This is a genomic window from Shewanella sp. SM55 (assembly GCF_025654025.1).
Taxonomy (GTDB): domain Bacteria; phylum Pseudomonadota; class Gammaproteobacteria; order Enterobacterales; family Shewanellaceae; genus Shewanella; species Shewanella oncorhynchi.
The window spans coordinates 68,375-84,962 of record NZ_JAKKRS010000006.1 but is presented as its reverse complement, the minus strand read 5'-3'; the positions used below and the strand labels follow the sequence as shown (position 1 = coordinate 84,962).

General features: G+C 44.6%; 14 protein-coding genes and 1 pseudogene. 6 read left to right on the top strand and 9 right to left on the bottom strand.

Annotated features, from left to right (window positions below):
* The first annotated feature begins 95 nt into the window (after nucleotides 1-95).
* The 6 genes from L5L91_RS09725 to L5L91_RS09700 all read left to right on the top strand — a co-directional run bounded on the left by L5L91_RS09725 (nucleotide 96) and on the right by L5L91_RS09700 (nucleotide 4,166).
* Entirely contained in the window at nucleotides 96-794 is a 699-nt protein-coding gene (locus tag L5L91_RS09725) for a Crp/Fnr family transcriptional regulator (RefSeq protein ID WP_263236282.1), read from the top strand.
* Between the two features lie 121 nt (nucleotides 795-915).
* Complete coding sequence (locus tag L5L91_RS09720) at nucleotides 916-1,683, top strand: Crp/Fnr family transcriptional regulator (RefSeq protein WP_263236280.1); 768 nt, start codon at nucleotides 916-918, stop codon at nucleotides 1,681-1,683.
* A gap of 376 nt (nucleotides 1,684-2,059) precedes the next feature.
* Complete coding sequence (locus L5L91_RS09715) at nucleotides 2,060-2,236, top strand: hypothetical protein (protein WP_231466230.1); 177 nt, start codon at nucleotides 2,060-2,062, stop codon at nucleotides 2,234-2,236.
* A gap of 344 nt (nucleotides 2,237-2,580) precedes the next feature.
* Nucleotides 2,581-3,003, top strand: a complete 423-nt coding sequence (locus L5L91_RS09710) for a DUF4398 domain-containing protein (RefSeq protein WP_131525782.1) — start codon at nucleotides 2,581-2,583, stop codon at nucleotides 3,001-3,003.
* Nucleotides 3,003-3,866: an OmpA family protein gene (locus tag L5L91_RS09705; RefSeq protein WP_028760081.1), complete on the top strand. Its 864-nt coding sequence runs from the start codon at nucleotides 3,003-3,005 to the stop codon at nucleotides 3,864-3,866. The genes L5L91_RS09710 and L5L91_RS09705 overlap by 1 nt, the downstream gene beginning before the upstream one ends.
* Nucleotides 3,867-3,938: 72 nt before the next feature.
* Entirely contained in the window at nucleotides 3,939-4,166 is a 228-nt protein-coding gene (locus L5L91_RS09700; RefSeq protein ID WP_263236276.1) for a hypothetical protein, read from the top strand.
* A 459-nt stretch (nucleotides 4,167-4,625) separates the two neighbouring features.
* Here the strand turns inward: L5L91_RS09700 and L5L91_RS09695 are convergent, their stop codons facing one another.
* The 9 genes and pseudogenes from L5L91_RS09695 to L5L91_RS09655 all read right to left on the bottom strand — a co-directional run bounded on the left by L5L91_RS09695 (nucleotide 4,626) and on the right by L5L91_RS09655 (nucleotide 16,146).
* Nucleotides 4,626-5,027 (bottom strand): SMI1/KNR4 family protein, encoded by a 402-nt coding sequence (locus tag L5L91_RS09695; protein ID WP_218678024.1) that lies wholly within the window; start codon nucleotides 5,025-5,027, stop codon nucleotides 4,626-4,628.
* Between the two features lie 17 nt (nucleotides 5,028-5,044).
* The gene (locus tag L5L91_RS09690; RefSeq protein ID WP_263236271.1) at nucleotides 5,045-5,716 is read right to left on the bottom strand and encodes an HNH endonuclease; all 672 of its coding nucleotides are present in this window, start codon (nucleotides 5,714-5,716) and stop codon (nucleotides 5,045-5,047) included.
* Nucleotides 5,716-8,970: an ATP-binding protein gene (locus L5L91_RS09685; RefSeq protein ID WP_263236270.1), complete on the bottom strand. Its 3,255-nt coding sequence runs from the start codon at nucleotides 8,968-8,970 to the stop codon at nucleotides 5,716-5,718. Before L5L91_RS09685 ends, L5L91_RS09690 begins: the two co-directional genes overlap by 1 nt.
* 11 nt (nucleotides 8,971-8,981) lie before the next feature.
* Complete coding sequence (locus L5L91_RS09680) at nucleotides 8,982-9,935, bottom strand: hypothetical protein (RefSeq protein ID WP_263236268.1); 954 nt, start codon at nucleotides 9,933-9,935, stop codon at nucleotides 8,982-8,984.
* Between the two features lie 51 nt (nucleotides 9,936-9,986).
* Complete coding sequence (locus tag L5L91_RS09675; protein ID WP_263236266.1) at nucleotides 9,987-12,275, bottom strand: dynamin family protein; 2,289 nt, start codon at nucleotides 12,273-12,275, stop codon at nucleotides 9,987-9,989.
* A gap of 53 nt (nucleotides 12,276-12,328) precedes the next feature.
* Nucleotides 12,329-13,240 carry a dynamin family protein gene (locus L5L91_RS09670; protein WP_218678029.1) on the bottom strand — a complete coding sequence of 304 codons (912 nt, stop codon included), beginning with the start codon at nucleotides 13,238-13,240 and terminating at the stop codon, nucleotides 12,329-12,331.
* Nucleotides 13,237-14,136 (bottom strand): helix-turn-helix transcriptional regulator, encoded by a 900-nt coding sequence (locus tag L5L91_RS09665; protein WP_263236264.1) that lies wholly within the window; start codon nucleotides 14,134-14,136, stop codon nucleotides 13,237-13,239. Before L5L91_RS09665 ends, L5L91_RS09670 begins: the two co-directional genes overlap by 4 nt.
* A gap of 170 nt (nucleotides 14,137-14,306) precedes the next feature.
* Nucleotides 14,307-14,873, bottom strand: a complete 567-nt coding sequence (locus L5L91_RS09660) for a hypothetical protein (RefSeq protein WP_411569327.1) — start codon at nucleotides 14,871-14,873, stop codon at nucleotides 14,307-14,309.
* Nucleotides 14,874-14,933: 60 nt separating this feature from the next.
* A pseudogene (locus tag L5L91_RS09655) lies at nucleotides 14,934-16,146 on the bottom strand (IS4-like element IS10A family transposase).
* Nucleotides 16,147-16,588 lie beyond the last annotated feature (442 nt).

Here is a 16,588-nt window from a genome sequence, read left to right as displayed (position 1 = left end):
CTCCATCATTCCGCAGCCCCGTTCTGATGCTGCGGCCCTTCATTTTGCAGCAGATTTTCTGGTGCCAAGTCAATGCCACCACAGGTTGAACCGCTATGCCCACTCAACACCAAGACACATTAACCCCACAAATTCAGAACCGATTAATCCGTCATCTGCCAGTGGTGGAACAAGCGGATTTATTATCGCAAGCTGAATTAGTCCAACTTAACTTTGCCGACTTACTGTGCAAGCCTGGCGAGTCATATCAATATGTCTATTTTCCCTTAACGGCTTTTATTTCTTTGATTGCTAAACTCCCCAAACATCCTGCATTGGAAATGGGTTTGATTGGTTACGAAGGTATGCTTGGGGCGACGACTTTGCTGGGCACTCGGCAAGTGCCTTCAGAGGCGATCATCCAAGGTTCTGGTCAAGCTTGGCGGCTCCCCATTGAAACCTTTGAAGGCTTGCTCGCTCAAAATACCAATCTGAAGCAAATAGTAGAGACTTATCTATACACTTTGTTATGCCAATTATCACAAAATGCAGTCTGTGCCCATTTTCACTCCATTGAGTCTCGACTAGCACGTTGGTTGCTAATGAGTCACGACCGAATTCAGACTGATGAGTTATATCTAACCCATCAATTTTTAGCCGACATGCAGGGTGTTAGGCGAAGCAGTATTACCGAGGCCGCAGGCAATTTACAGACCCGAGGCAGCATTTCATATAATCGTGGGCGATTACATATTCTTGATCGGCAAGCTCTACTTGCCCGTTGCTGTAGCTGCTATCACTCAATGCGCACTTAAGTGCATATTTTTCACTCAACGATTCAAAAAACCTGCCATTATGTTCGCTACCGTACATAGCATAGGTGTTTCTCGCTGTAACCTGAGTTAGCGACATCACCAAACAAGGAACGCTATCATAATGGACACACTAAAACTGAAATCTGTATCAGAGCGACCGCCACCGGAAACTCACTTCCCGCCAGAATCCAATCGGTTGTTATGTGAATTGCCAGAAGAAGTCAAACAACGTATTTTCCCGCATCTGAAACTGGTTCCATTAGAACTCGGACAAGTGGTCTGTGAAGCAGGCTCAAAGCAGCGTTATGTGTATTTCCCGCTGGACTCGATTATTTCGCTACTATATGTGATGGAAAATGGGGCATCCGCTGAAATTGCTGTCGTTGGCAATGATGGTATGGTCGGCGTTGCACTGTTTATGGGAGGAGAAAGCACCACGAGTCGCGCTGTAGTGCAAAGTGCTGGCGTTGCCTATCGATTGTTTGGTCAGCGGCTTAAAGATGAATTTAACCGTCATGGCGCCCTGCTCCATCTGTTACTACGTTACAGTCAGGTGCTACTGACCCAAATGGCCCAGACAGCAGTTTGCAATCGCCATCATAGTATTGAACAGCAACTGTGTCGTTGGTTACTACTTTCGATAGATAGGCTACCCGATGATCGCGTGCTGATGACACAGGAATTGATTGCTAATATGCTCGGCGTACGCCGTGAAGGTGTCACCGATGCGGCAGGCAAACTGCAGCGCATGGGAATTATCAATTACAGTCGTGGGAATATTGAAGTGGTCGATCGCGCGTTACTAGAACAAACCTGTTGTGAATGTTACGCAGTCGTTAAGCAGGAATCAGAACGGCTGATGCCACCTCAACAAGCGCAGCAAACATAAACGTACTGTGGATAAAAATACACATAACGGATGGCTAGACCACTCGTACAACAGCCATTCTATCGTTATCCCATATGCCACTTCAGTACTAAACCCACAATGGTACTGCAGAGCATAAACAAAACAGGCAGTCATCAACCCTACACGCCAACATGGCGCAAACTGATGCAGCCTAATATCCGACACATTACCTTTGTAATCAATGAATTATTATTGATTATATCGGCCCGCCCAGCAAACAAAAAACGTGCCGAGCGGCCAATATTGCCATCACTAATCCCATGCGCGCTAACGCACAGACGTTCAATATTTAGCAGGTCATGCTGAATGTACGGTTCATGCACTCTTGCACTACACCGGGTTACTTGAGGTTTATATGAAAAAATTCACAGAACAACATAAATCCATCGATAACGATGCACAAAATTCCGACACCAACAAAGCCAATCCTCCCGTCGTAGCCCGCAACCGTCAGATGATCAAAACCACAGTTGCAGATAAAGCTAAACAAGACGTGGATACCAGTAAAAGCACACACAATAAGCGAGGTTGAAGAACTTAAATCAAACGACAAGGAAGATAACTGGACTGAAAAAGAGCCAAATCATCACTCGTTAGCCTAGAACGTGACGAACAAACAGGGAAAAGTTTCATTGATTAAGTGCAAAAACTAAACCATGCAGTAACACACTGCGTTTAGCTCAAGCCGATGCAACCCTTAGTGTACCGGCCCTCTTTACTCAGAGGAGTAGATCATGAATTTCCGTGGCGTCAAATTACTCACTCATACCAACTGACTCAAAAATGGGGCTATTCACCAGCATATTGACTGTGCATGGTGCAATAACAAACCTAAAGACCACACTCGGTGCACTGTTTCCGAGAAAGGAATTTCAAATGAACATCAATAAAAATCAACAACCACAGCAATATCCAATCGGTTTACAGCGAGCCAAGCACTTCTTATTGGCAGGCTGTATTGCAACAGCGCTCGTGGGCTGTAGTTCAACGCCATTGACTAAGACCGCAGAAATGGAACGGGCTGAACACACCATTGCCCGCGCTGAGCAAGCAAGAGTCGGCCAATATGCCTCAAATGAACTGGCACAGGCCAGACTTAAACTTCAATCTGCAAGCAGCGCATTACTCAATATGGACACTGTCAGCGCCGATCGTTACGCCATAGAGGCGAGCCTTGAGGCCGAACTGGCACAAGCTCGCGCTGAGCTGGCACAAGCCAATAGCGTCAATAATGAAATGAAAAACAATATCAGCATACTGCAGCAAGAAATGTTGCGCCGTTCAGGAGGAATTCAGTAATGAAAAAACTTATCGCTTCGTCGGGTCTGCCTTTACGTTTTAGCCAAATACTGGCATATAGCCTACTCCTAACCACTGTAGCAGCTTGTAGCAGTACGCCCAAAATAGCTGAAGGCATCGGTGATATCCGTACAGAACTTAATAAACTGCAAGCGAATAATGAACTGGCAATTTTAGCCCCTGCTGCCATTAAACAAGCTGAAGAAGCCGTTCGCGCTGCTGAACAACCGGTAAAAGATGAGCAACAATCACAGCACCTAGTGTTTGTTGCTGATAAGAAAGTCAATATTGCCTTAGCTCAAGCGCAGAGCCGCTTTGCCGAGGATCAACACAAAGTCCTCGCTAAAAAACGCGATGACGCCAGATTGGATGCTCGCACCACAGAGGCCAATCAAGCCCATCAAGATGCGCGACTAGCCCGTGCTGATGCTGCAGATGCGCGTCAGGAAACGACCGAACTGCAAGCCCAGCTCACATTGCTGAATGCCCGTCAGTCAGAACGTGGTTGGGTCGTAACCTTAGGTGATGTTTTATTTGACACTGCCAAAGCGGATCTTAAGTCATCGACCAGTCAACATCTAACCAACCTAGCGAACTTTCTGAACAAGTATCCCGCGCGTGGTGCCATGATTGAAGGGTATACAGATAGTGTAGGCAGTGAACAATACAATCTGGGTTTATCGCAGCAAAGAGCTGATAGTGTTAGCCATTTTTTACAAGGAAAAGGGATCCAATCCAATCGGCTCAGTAGCCTAGGTAAAGGTGAAAGCTCACCGGTTGCCAATAATGAGTCCGCCAGTGGCCGCCAGCAAAACCGTCGGGTTGAAGTCATCCTCACCGACACAGCACAGGCTCCACAGTAGCTATCACTTAATCATATTAAGATTTCAGCGTGATCCTTGCTGACATTTGAATCGAGTCTCATCGCTAATAAGATGAACAGCGCAGAAATTAAGGAGATCAGTAAAAAGCAAAAAGCCCCATCTTTCGATGGGGCTTTTTGCAATTTGGCGGAGCGGACGGGACTCGAACCCGCGACCCCCGGCGTGACAGGCCGTGCAGATATGGATTTTAGTGCGTTACCTATTTTGCCTAAATTGTTGTCAATTGATTTAATTAGCATTATTCGAATGACAATCGGACTAAACATTAACGACTATTAACAACAACTTGGTGGTCACGGTCACGAAAACCGGTCTTTTCACCGATCAACATTTGATCAATTTTGATAACTAAAAATAGTGTTAACTTCATATTTAAAGCAAATATGCAGTCACAGAGAGCTACATTCTGTTAACCAAAATGATTTTAAAATAGTAAGACAGGCATGGTTTTTCAGTGAGTGTAATCTTGAACTTGTCTCCCATAGTTGACCCCCTCGATATCACCAGTAACCGTGCTAACAACAGGTGTTGGTCTCGGTGAAGTAACGGTCAAGAATCGATTAGAATAACGTAGCGATAAACACCTTAATATATTGAACGTGAAGTATAAAGAGTGGGAAGCACACCCATAAGACGGAGAAATGATTGCCAAAAGGTCACTTTAACAAGCCTATTCAGCCCTCTATAAAGTGACCAATACGGCCCTTTTTATCTACTAATATTCTAGCTTCTTCATAATTAACTATCGATTTTGAGTAAGAAATCTGAAAACGTCTTGTCGATAAGTTCTGTTTCTCCTGACTCAAAGTCCAGAAAAACAACCGCATCATTTTCCTTGTTAAAGCAAATGTAGTTGCCAAAGTTATCTATCGCAAAAGCAACCAGTTTTACAGAGATCTCTGAGACACCATTGTTCAACTTAATGATGTTTTCTACATCAGTGGGGTTGAATGACAAAAAGGACTTTATCGTTCTTTCTTGCGATGTACTGGTACTAAATATACTGACAGGAGGTCGGCTTCCATTATATTTCTTAACAAAGTCGATATAGGAGTCGACGAAGTTGTAGCCTAATTTTTCTTCAGCGTCAGGAATGAGACTATCCGCCGCCAAAGGTTTTATGTAACGCCATTCTTTCATTTTCGTTATCCTCTAAATCAACGGTTTTCTTTTCCGCCGCCCCAAATGGCTTTGCCACCAGTATGTCGGTTATTATTGTGATCTTCAGTGCTAATCAGCTGCATTTTCCCGGGCTCTTCATTGTGATGCCAAGTATAGCCATCAGGGGTTTCACCATTTTCAATTTGTTCTAACTGTTCATTGCTGAACTGCTTTGCAAACGCAGGATCGCTGTCAACTTTTTCTTTAAGTGCTTCATTCGCATATTCTGCTTGCGCAGTGTCTCTTGCCTGGATCAACTCTTCAGGCAGTTGTACATCAATTGCACTATTGAATTGCGGGAACACACCTTCAATTTCTACCCCATTTATTTCAACTATTTTGCGTTCATATATAACGCCATCTTCACCTGTTTGACCTTCTTTGCTTTCATTTATTGTTTTTATGTAAATTTTTCCATTTCCATCAATAGTCGCATTTTCAAGTAAACTCCCTGAGCAACCGATCTTTTCTCTATAGTAATCCTTCTCTTCTTGGGTCAAAGGTCTGGCCTCGCCTTCTTCACATTCAGGCTTCGCATCCACTTGCTCTAAGATAGGGCGGTCAAGTTCATTTAAGTCGATGCTATTTACATCAATACTCTCTAACAATTTCGAAAGTTCGGGCTGCAACTTACTTGCAATCTCTTTTATCGCTAATAAATCCATCATTATGCAACTCTCGGTTTAGCAAACTGTTTCCACTCTGAGTAGAGTTTTATGTATATCTCCCCTTTGGGGACTAATGACCGCAGTAGAGCCTGGATGATCATAATAACTTGCTCCTGAGACGCATTGTTGAACTTATCCAATACCAGCATTTGGAGACGACAATGTATTTGTTCTACGCTCTTAGCCTCGCAAATAACGCTTTCTAGCAGGTGGTTACAATCCAAAATATGAGGTACTAGAAAAGCGAAATCGCGGAAAAAGAGATCAGTGATACCGGTACGCAAATACTGTACAAGTCGAAATTTCATTGCCGCTGGCAAATTGCTTCGAAAGAGCGTTTCTGCCAATTGCTCTTCATTTGTTTCTGACTTCACTTGATTGTACCCACTCAAAAGATGAGTGAGTAGATTAAAGCGGAATGTCATTTCACTCATTGCGTTGGTTGGCATTGCCCGATACTGGTAAAGGCTTTCTTGCCCAGGAAAACGGCTAACTTTGCATAACACAGCTTCGAGCCATTCGTTCTGATAGACCACCGCTACCCCTCGAGGCAAACGGGCCATTTCGTCAATCTGATCTTCCGTTAGTGCCGCAGATTTACCTGCCAACAAGCGGTCTGCTTCATCTGGCAAGCGCATCAAGATTTTCGTGTTGGTATTGCGAATGGCTGAAATATGTACCGCTGACGGTGATTGATCCGCGATAATAAAGCCTTCGCCATACGTTCGCATTTCTGCGATGGCATTCGACAGCATTTCAACTGATTTCTCCGCAACACTGCTACCTTCTGCGCCATTCGTTGATGGGTTTGCTCGCAAGATATTATGGGCTTCTTCCAACACCGTAATGTGTTTGAGAGGTTGGTTCATAAGCATGTGCTCTGCACGGTATTCACCAAGTCTAATGATCAATAGCCCCATTAGAAGCGATTTGGTTTCCTGCGACCCGACTCGGCTCAAATCGATGATGACGTTTCGGTCGAACAGGTCGACATTGCTGATTTCATCAGCGGCAAAGATTTGGCCGTTCAGTCCGTTAACCATTGACCGAACACGCGTGACTAATGCACCTGTATAGTTGCTCTTCATTTCGTCAGAGTATGCCGATTGGGCGATGACGGACTCTAGCTGCATAAGCAAGTCAGCAAAGGTCGGGAACAACGGAGAACTGAGTGTTGACGTCGAGTCACGCAAATCCCATCCACAGGCCTCATAACTTCTCAACACTGCATCTTTGAGAATGGCAGGCATTGCGGCATACATTGGCCAGCAGACGTTAAATACTTCAATCAAGCGATCCGCATGTTCAAGGATATGGGTTTGTTCAGGGAAAGAAAACGGATTGATTTTAAGTAGTTCTGTAAATCGGTCATTTGTACCCAAAACACACACATCTTGGCGATTTCCGAAGACGTGCTTGTACTCTCCCTTTGCAGGCTCAATGACCAAGAAAGGAATCTCTTGCTGTATTGCTTGATACAGTAGCGCGTAAACAGTATTGCTTTTGCCTGAACCTGTTGAGCCAGTGATCAGGGTGTGGCTTGTCAGTTGGTCAAGGTCCAACTCAACAGTTTGTGGCAAGTCAGTCCACAAGTGACGTACTTGGCCCAGCGATATTGTTCGCGAGTTAGTGTCGGTTATATCCGCGTTCAGCGTTTGTACTTTCCGGCCAAATGCGGCGGTTTCTTGCACCACGACGGTAGATGTCGAGCGGCGGGGAAGGCTCAGCTGAAGGGCCATCTCCTTGCTCGATACCAAGGTTGCAGGAGTGAGGTAGGGGATGTGAGTATTCCCTACAAAACTCGGCTCAAGTCGAGGGTGCATGAGCTGCCCCAACCATTGGGTTATCGCATTGGCTTTTTTGCCAGCCCATGTGGTCAGAGCGAAATCTTCCATAGATGACTGAGTACCGCGGGTCAGGCCCAAGAAAATGCTTGATAGGGCTTCACTGGAGGCGGCACTGTCACTGACAAAGTAAGCGGTACTGAGCCAGCCACCGTGGCTTTTTGCTTCGTTGATCCGGTTTAGGTGGTGATCGACCTTCTCCAGCATATTCAAAATGCCTTTGTCCGCTGTCTCAAAACTTACTTGTTGTGTTGAGCCGTGGGTCTGCGTTAGTCCTTTGGTGTTGGTCGTGCTATGTGTGTCAGTTTCTGTTGTTGTGGCACTTGTTGCCGTCGATTGGTTCGTCGAATGGGTGCTGCTTTTACTTGTTGAGGTGGAATCAGAAGTGCCGACAGTGTCTGTTGTTTGGAACATGCTTGCAACTTGGCCACCAATTTGTCCACCAATCATGCCCCCTAAAGGCCCAGCGAGAAAGCCCACAGCAGAGCCTAGCGCCATCGTTCCCATTCCAATTATTTTATCCTTTTTATTTGGAGAGGATTTACTTTTATTGGTGGAGTGAGAATGGGAAATCGAGGTCGTTGTACTTTCACTGGTACCTGTTGTTTCGGTCAGCCCTAGGCTTTCGCCCAAAGAGTGGCTCAGCCCTTCACTGATGCTCAGGTTGATCGCATCGCTGTCCTGAATGCCATAGCTATATTGGCGATTTGAAAGTGCGGAAAGCTGGGTTGCTACTTGCTCATAGCCTGTGCGAACGTTATTCAATGCTTGCATAGAAACGGGCTCTGCGAGAATCAGCCCCTCATAAGTACGGCTTTCTGCCGCGTCAATAAAACGCTCTAGTCCTTGCATAAAGTGAGTCTGGTCTTCTGTAGAAAGACCCGGTACGCTGCTGACGGCGGTAACTGTTTTGCTTGAACTTTCCTCACAAAGTCCATCCAATAACGCATCTACCTGCGTACCATTTAACGAAGTCAACTTGCTACCTGGGAAATGCCCTTTGAAAGTCTCTTGTAACAAATCTCCCGAGTTTTGGCCCAACATTTTCCCTGGCTCACCGCGTGTGCCGATGTAGAGTAGAGTTTCTTTTCCGTCAGATTTTAGGAAAAGGAACACCGTATATCCGGCTGCACCCAATGCAGTGTAAGCCGCGGTGGTGCTTTCTAATACCGATTGTTTGTTTTCCTGAACCAAACGTTCCACGCGGAAAATGCGTACATCGCCACCACGGTTAAGTGGCACGCTTTGTTGGTTTTTAACCGGCAACACATCGTAGTGTTTGAGTTCCGCAAGGTAGCTTTTGTTAACCAATGCATGCGCAGTCGATAGCGTCGTCAGCGCCTCTTGTTGTGCGGGAAGCAACCCGGCCTGAGACGTAAGATTTTCCCTTTCAGTCTTAGATAGATTCATCATCAGTCCCACTAAACAATAACAGCCAGAATGACTAAGGCGATAGCTGCCAGCACACCACCAATCAGCATAAAGGATCTCAGAACGTTGTTCTCAGATTTAGACTCAGGGCGATGAATGCTGCCTGTTGATGGTTGCTCTCGATGCGGGGTCGATTGCTTCGGTGCGTGTTGTGGCTGAGTGTTCGGCAGTGTTGTAGGGCGAACATCATTTTGTGCAATCGTGAACACATGCTCACGCACTGCGACCATATGGCGAATGCGTTCCAATGAGAAGTTAGATGTCGCATAAAGCTCTTGACTGTGGTAGTAGTGACTATCCCACTTTACCTTGTCTTGTTCCATCTGCTGGGAATATGCGTTTTCTTCGTAAACAACAAAAAGGGTTGGATATTTAGAGAGTGCCCAAGCTATGGCTTGGTTAATAACCGCCGTTGATAGGCGCTTATCATTCATTTCCATAAATATAGCAATACGAACAGCAGAAAGGTCCCCACCGTTTACGCTGTTGCTTAATGATCGTGATGGGATAAACCCTGTTAAGTCGACAGATGAAAAATCAGCGCTCATTGTTTGCTCCTTTGTGCTTTTTGCGTCTTTGTGGCTTGTTGTCGAACTGGAGACAGGGCGAGAAAAACCTGCAATACCACATTCGGTTAAGTGACTTTTCACCTGAATAAGGTGCTCTATTCGTTTTAAACAGAAATTTTTTTCCGCCATATGGAGTTGCCTAAAAAAATAGCGCCCCCCCTCACGCTCCCACTTATATCTGTCATCACTAATAGGGTCTATGGTGCTATCGGTTCGGCACTCTTCGAAAAGTATTCGTTTATCAGCAGGCAGTGCTGACAAAATTTGGCGGAGTAACTCCGCTTTAAAATCCCGGCTTTTAATAAAATCGATAATTTTTGCTTTAAACTCTGCGGCTGTTAAATTTGGCGCAACAAGTTCCGTGGATGCTGTCATGGTATCTGGCCTCTAAAGACCCATTGATTTTATCAGTGGGCCAGTAACGGGTTAAAACTGTAAGATGGCTCCCAGCTCTTGCTTGATAGCGCGAATCTCGTCGATATCTGTTTTTGCTTGAGCAATAGCATTTTCGCGCTGAGTCTTGTTTTCAACCTTGTGTTCCAGATCGGCAAGAATGGCAGCAAACTTGGTGCTAAACTCGCCCTCCAAGAATGCGAGATAGTTATCAATTAGCTTGTCCTTGTCTTCTCTAATACGTTGAACAGCGTCGTCCTTTAAGGACGCAAACTGGTTGCGGATTATGATAATCCGTTCTTTCCAAAGCTCCTGGAGATCAACGTATTCTTCTGTTCTGTACTTAGCTACTTCGCGACGGGAAAACCACGTAGAAGGGCTAAACAGTTCGGGGTCATACACTTTTTCGTAGTGGCTAAAAACAGACTTTTTGCGGATATCATCTTGTTTTAATTCGATATCAAGCGAGATGGCCGAAATGGAATGCTTTAGAGCCTGATAAACAGGAAGTTCCAACGCATTGCTTTCTGGAAATAATGCAGCAACATAGCTTTGATACTCTTGATATAACTCATTTTTAATTATTTCTTGTGATCGTACAAATGCCTGCTCGTACTCATTTATGCTGCGATTAAACAGAAACTTAATGTCATTTGACGCGCTATCGATTTTGGATTCTGCCTCTCTGTTACTGACGTCACCGCTAAACCTATCACCTAACTCCCCGATACGTGCATAGACGTCTATTTCTATATCGTTCAAAGCATTATGCACGTCAATCGGCAAGTCTCGGCCTTCTTTTTTGAGCTGCTCTTTGTAAGCCTGAGTATTGAACCCCTTATCACATCGTGCTTTGAGGTTGTGAATTTCTGACTGCAGCATTAAAAGTGCTTGTTCATCAGTCTCCAGCTGTTTGAGTAACTCGGCCTCTTGCATTCCACGTTCAATAGCCGCAGTCATGGCCAAATACGCGCGATTGAGTCGCATTGGAAAGCTGTATTTATCGATGTACTCATCGATAACGGCTTCCACGCCAGGTAAGCCACTATTTAACAGTACACGCCACATGGATTTGTCTTGTAGTGCTTCATCATGTTGCGCTTTGTATTGCATGGCTGACATAACGGTTGAGCTTACCGACATGTATTGCGGGAATGCCATACTAGGCAGCTCGAGAAAAGACTCAGCATTAATCGTTTTGAATTGACGCTCTTTTAGGCTTAATTCACCTTGCTTGCGTAGTAGATATGCCATACGTGCTGAAACAGGGTAGATGTTCGGGTTGTAAATGCCGTTCTTTTCGAGGTAGCTTTTCACGTTGTCTAGCACATTTTCGATGTTTTCATCTTTTTCAGGGTCAAACTCGTCCATCTTGTTCACCACAAACAGGAAGCGATCCTTGCTTTGCTTACCGCCTTCGCTCATTGTGTCAGCAACAAGTTTTAGTAACTGAGCATCATCATTTGTGGCCAACTGTGTCGCATTCAACACATAGATAATGATTGGATTACGCTTTGAATCCTGAATAAATCCCAATGTCGTTCGCTGATGTTCAGGGTCTTGGCTGTTATTAGGCCCAGGAGTGTCGGTTAGCACAAGACGGACATTGTTGTTTTCTTTGATAGCACGGATATTACCTTTCAACCTGATGGTTTTGGTTTCATCGTCAGCGTTCCACGCCTTCATGGTCGCCAAGTTAACATCATCCAAATGCTCAAGGTGGTTACCATTGCTGTCGAAACGTTCGCCGTAAAAAACGTCGCCTCGGGATTTGTCGTCAAAAATGTGGGCTATGGTCGCGGTGGTTGCTTCGTTCGCAGCAGGCAGCAAGTCTTGCCCCAGCATAGCGTTGATAAAGGTGGATTTGCCAGAAGACATGGTGGCGACTACATATACGTCAAAATCATTGTTCAGTGCGTCTTCGAAGTTTTGCTTGGCTTTTGTGTCGCCATTCGCTTGATAGTTGGCAAACTTTGGCGACTCTTCACTGACACGTGTCATTAGGGCTTTGATTTTTTCCAGTCGCTCTTCAGCAGGCGCTACAGGCTTGAACTTTAGCTCAACATACATGCCTTTTTGGATTGCATTGTTGGCAGCTTCTTTAATGTCATTGAAGTCCGATTCGACGCCGGTGAACTCAATAAAGAAGTCGTTGCTGCCATTAAACAGAGCCTGAAGGTCATCAAAAATCTGTTCTACCCACTGCTGTAAGCGCTTAGAGCCGTATGTCGTGATGTTCGAACTTTCAGATGGGGAATGACCGTTAATGAGAAATTTGGTTTCTACTAAAAATGGGTTATGCGTTATTGCAATGTGATTCATAGTAAAGTCTCGTTTTAACTTGAGATAAATTGTTTTTTTTAATCAGCCTGTGTTTATGCTGCGCCCATGATGAGAGTGTTCACCGTGCTTAAGCCTGTGTAGTCAATGAAGGCATTCAGCTCCGTTTTACTCATCACTGGGATTTTCCCTTTCAAAATTTTTGTGAGCCTTCTTCGCACATTTTTCTTTAGTACAGGCGGCACGGCGGCAGCACTATTGAAGTGAAATGGATTTTCACGAAAACGAACCAATTCAGTCCCAAGGATATTTCGTTCTCTACGCTTTAGCTCAACGTGATTTAGTGATTTTTTTGCTATCAAAGCAGACTGCGCCATAAGCGGTATAATTTGGGCTTTTTTGTAGCCAAGCCCTTCTAAATATTTGCTCGCTAAAGTTACATAATGTTTGGCGGTTTCCCCCTTTTCTTCATCCAGTTCATCTACTTTGTTCAGAGCGAAGATGATGCTTTGTTTCGGGCAAATTTCTCGAATGGTACGAATGATCTCCGCATCATCAGTGGTACCAAGCTGTGTTGCATTAAGCACGTAAAGAATTGGGCTTTTAGGGTGTTCCTTTAATACATTTATAAACCGTTCCTTATGTCGTTCGTCCCTGCTGTTATTGGCTCCTGGTGTGTCAACTAAGGTATAACCCGCCGACATCGAATGTAGCTTGCTTCCTGAATAGGGAATGGCAACATCAAAAGCTGCGATGTCGTCCGAACGATTCCACTCGCGGATTTTTTCAGCGCAAAGGATGTTGTTTGATGCAATAATACTTCCCGAGTGGGAATAGGCCATTGCATTCGGCTTTGTTTTCGCGCCTACGGTTATACGAGCTATTTTGGCTGTAGTCGCCTCGTTGCCCGCAGGCAGAAGCTCTTTACCGATAAGCGCATTTATAAGTGAGGATTTTCCTGCACTCATAGAGGCAGCAACGAGTATACATTTTGTTTTTTTCTTCATAGCACTACGCTTTCAGTTTCACAGTCTGTTTGGTTTAACCAAGACGTTAAATTTTTTCGAATGTAGGTATCGAGTTCGCATGGAGAGAGAACGCGAATGTTAGGTATCCAATATTGAACGATCGGGGCGATTTGGTTGTAACTCCATGCTGAGGAGGAAATCACGAGCGAGCCATCTTGTCGCTTTTCGACGATTTTTTGTTTTGGTAGAAGGGCTTTACGTTCAAAGTAGAAAGCAACGTCCTGCGACACTTCGAGAGTCACATTAAAGATGGGCTGTCCAAACCAAATGGTGTCTTGCATTTTAATTTTCTCAACAACCGATGGGTCATAGACAAAGTGCTCTTTGTGGACGCATACGAACTTGATACGAGCAAGTGAGAAAGTCTTGAGTGTGCCTTCTGAAATTGCTGCTAAATACCAGCTGCCATGGCTGTAAACCATGAGGTATGGTGAAACCATCCGAGACTTATCTTTGTATAAGAAACTAACGGTTCTTCGATTTTTAATCGCAGTTTCAAAGGCACTATGAAGCGAAGAAATAAAGTCAGCCTCAAGAGGTTGCTCTTGAAAGTGATAACAGTCGCTGGTTGAGTTATTAATAAAACTACGAAGAAACCGAGCAGCTTTAAGCGGAAGTGCTTTTTTGAGTCCAAGATCATTAATCAAGCGAACAAGATCTTGTTCGTTATATTGACTTCGAGCGGACGCCGAAAGAAGGTAATTTCCTGTTTCAGGGCAACGTTCGAGAATGGCGCATAAACGGTCAAAATCTCTACGTATTGTTTTAGTACTGACCTTATATTGTTCAGCCAAATCGTTAACGCTTAGCAACTGTCCAGAGTATGCCCTAGCAGCGATATCGGCTAAACGATTTGCAAGAATATTGCTTTTCATAAAGATTAGATCAAGTTCCTTCTAGAATATTCCATATACTACAGCAAGGTTGAGACAGGATGTGTCCCACCGGATGTATAAATGTTAATATTTCCCTGATTAATTTTAGTATTGATAACTTTTATTAAGACTTTCCAGTAAAGAAATCCAAGCAATTAGCTTTTTCAAGATTAGTCTTGCACTAACGGGTATATTGCATCCCCCCATACCTGATCTGCGCCGTCCATCATGAGTTCAATAACTATTGGCACAATGCTAGATAGCAATGAGGAGCAATCACGCAGTTGCTCACGATTTGCCTGACTATTGTATGTAGCACCTCCGTGAAGCAGTTGATTTCTAAGTGTGTAAAGCCTTGAAAACAAAATGCTCAAAACGGTGGTGGTATCTCCACTCGCTAAAGCATTATTTGCTGCATTTTTTGCTTTTGACTGCTCTAGCTTCCACTTTTCCTCACTAATTTGTCCAGATTTAAACTTCCAAAATGCTTGAAAAATATACTCATTGTTTAAGATCAGTCTGATAGATGTGGAATAGTGAGACCAGACAATTTCAGATAGCTTTTTAGATGTATCTAAGAACCCAATTTTTGCCAAAAACTCTTGATATAGACCACGCTCACAAAAGTCTTGTGTAGAATCAAAATCCTGCGCATAAGCTGCATTGAAAGCTATCCACAGGAAAATAAACTGAGAATCATAATCCTCACACTGCTCAGCTTTATTGAGCCAACTCAAGGCTCGATGGACGCGCAATGAAAGAGCTTGTGGGTAGGAGCCTCGCTCTGAAGGATCCCCTCATAAATCAGCCATAGCATAGCCATATTTGAGCAACTGATTGGCGAATAATACCCAGGCCGCCAGCAATTCTTTCTCCGTGATTTGATAATCAGGCCGCCTGAGTACCTCCAATCCCAAGCGAATCGTTGAGAGTACCGTTCGATGCCCAATGGTATTGGCCTGAAAATGCTTATCCCAGCCCTGTTGCTGTGCGTGTAAACCAACTAGCCACAACAGGCATTGAACCATCAACGCTATCAGTAGGATGATGTCGAATCGCTCTGGACTGTTGGTACGACTTTGGCGTAAGCCAAAGCCGTATGCCGGGCTTTTGAGGTCACGAAAGGTTTCCTCTATTTGCATACGTTTGGCGTACAGGTTTACCAGCTGCTTTGGGCTCCGAGATTCTGGTGGTAAATTGCTGGCTAACACCCAAGGCTCTTTCGCCGATGTTGAGTACGTTTTTGCCGATGGATGGTGGCAATTAGTCCTCGTTGAACGCTGATTTGTACGCCCCTTAGGTTTGCTACGATCGATAAAGCGTGAGATGGCAATTGATAGGGTTAGTTTTGGTCAAGGTCTTACAACCCAGGCTCTTCGCTTGACCGTTGGCCAAGTCATGTGTACTGCGAACTGCACGCCAATTTTCAGCGCCAATATCTGCAAATTGAACTGTACCGCGAATACGGCTTAGCCAAAACCAACCATGCGCCTCAACCTCTTTGTACCAAGGCACTTTGAACCCCGCGTCAGTCACGATGAGAGGGGTAACATGCAAAGGTAAAATCTTGGCTAAGTCCGCTAAAAAACCGTTGTGGGAGGCCTTAGAGCATTGTTCTGATAGGGGATAGGACTTCTCATACAGGGTAATAGAGCGGCCATTGAAGGCTATTGAGGCGCGCAGAGCCATGATGCGTTTATGCTCTCGGATGTCTGACCAATCGACGAGCACAATCGGCATAGGGTTACCAGAACAGATGAGGCTGGCATGCCATTGGTAGACAGCTAACCGTTCTTGATGCAGATGCGTGTTGCCGAGCAAACGATCAATGCGCTTGATGTTGTGCTTGGTTCGGGCCGTGGTTGGTAAATTTCGACCTAACTCAGTCAAGGTCAGTGTCTTACATTCAATCAGTGCCTTAGAGGCCAGCATCAAGCTGTTTAATCGTTTTAGGTGAAGTTCTGGGCAGTATTGGTGTAAAGAATGTTGTAGGATATTGGCTTCGCGCATCTTGTTGTCCAAGTGTAGTTTTTAGCGAAACCATTTGATCATGCAACAAGATGCGCTTCCACTCTAATTTGATGATTTATTTGTAAATCATCAGGGGATTCTTCAGAGCCTCGCTCCCGTCGATGACGTTCCTTAAGTATTTGATACACAGCATAACTCTCCAGAAAATACCACTAACCATTACATTAATGAATAGATTAAGCAACATGTTTATTTGTTAATCGCCACCATTTAACTAGATGACTTTTATACTCATAAAATCGCAACAGTAAGCAGTTTTAAAACGAAGATATCGAGTTTGTGATAGGAACAACGACATCTGCATTTTAATATCTATTAAAGGGCAGCTTATAAACGGCTACAAAGTTTTCATTTCTCCGTCTTGTTCAACAACTGCAGCACGCACAATTTCTCGCACAACTCTCATGAAGTTTAAAGAAGA

Coding starts and splice junctions, on each gene's coding strand:
- L5L91_RS09725 (WP_263236282.1), top strand. CDS start 96: ATGCCCACTCAACACCAAGACACATTAACCCCACAAATTCAGAACCGA.
- L5L91_RS09720 (WP_263236280.1), top strand. CDS start 916: ATGGACACACTAAAACTGAAATCTGTATCAGAGCGACCGCCACCGGAA.
- L5L91_RS09715 (WP_231466230.1), top strand. CDS start 2,060: ATGAAAAAATTCACAGAACAACATAAATCCATCGATAACGATGCACAA.
- L5L91_RS09710 (WP_131525782.1), top strand. CDS start 2,581: ATGAACATCAATAAAAATCAACAACCACAGCAATATCCAATCGGTTTA.
- L5L91_RS09705 (WP_028760081.1), top strand. CDS start 3,003: ATGAAAAAACTTATCGCTTCGTCGGGTCTGCCTTTACGTTTTAGCCAA.
- L5L91_RS09700 (WP_263236276.1), top strand. CDS start 3,939: ATGAACAGCGCAGAAATTAAGGAGATCAGTAAAAAGCAAAAAGCCCCA.
- L5L91_RS09695 (WP_218678024.1), bottom strand. CDS start 5,027: ATGAAAGAATGGCGTTACATAAAACCTTTGGCGGCGGATAGTCTCATT.
- L5L91_RS09690 (WP_263236271.1), bottom strand. CDS start 5,716: ATGATGGATTTATTAGCGATAAAAGAGATTGCAAGTAAGTTGCAGCCC.
- L5L91_RS09685 (WP_263236270.1), bottom strand. CDS start 8,970: ATGAATCTATCTAAGACTGAAAGGGAAAATCTTACGTCTCAGGCCGGG.
- L5L91_RS09680 (WP_263236268.1), bottom strand. CDS start 9,935: ATGACAGCATCCACGGAACTTGTTGCGCCAAATTTAACAGCCGCAGAG.
- L5L91_RS09675 (WP_263236266.1), bottom strand. CDS start 12,275: ATGAATCACATTGCAATAACGCATAACCCATTTTTAGTAGAAACCAAA.
- L5L91_RS09670 (WP_218678029.1), bottom strand. CDS start 13,240: ATGAAGAAAAAAACAAAATGTATACTCGTTGCTGCCTCTATGAGTGCA.
- L5L91_RS09665 (WP_263236264.1), bottom strand. CDS start 14,136: ATGAAAAGCAATATTCTTGCAAATCGTTTAGCCGATATCGCTGCTAGG.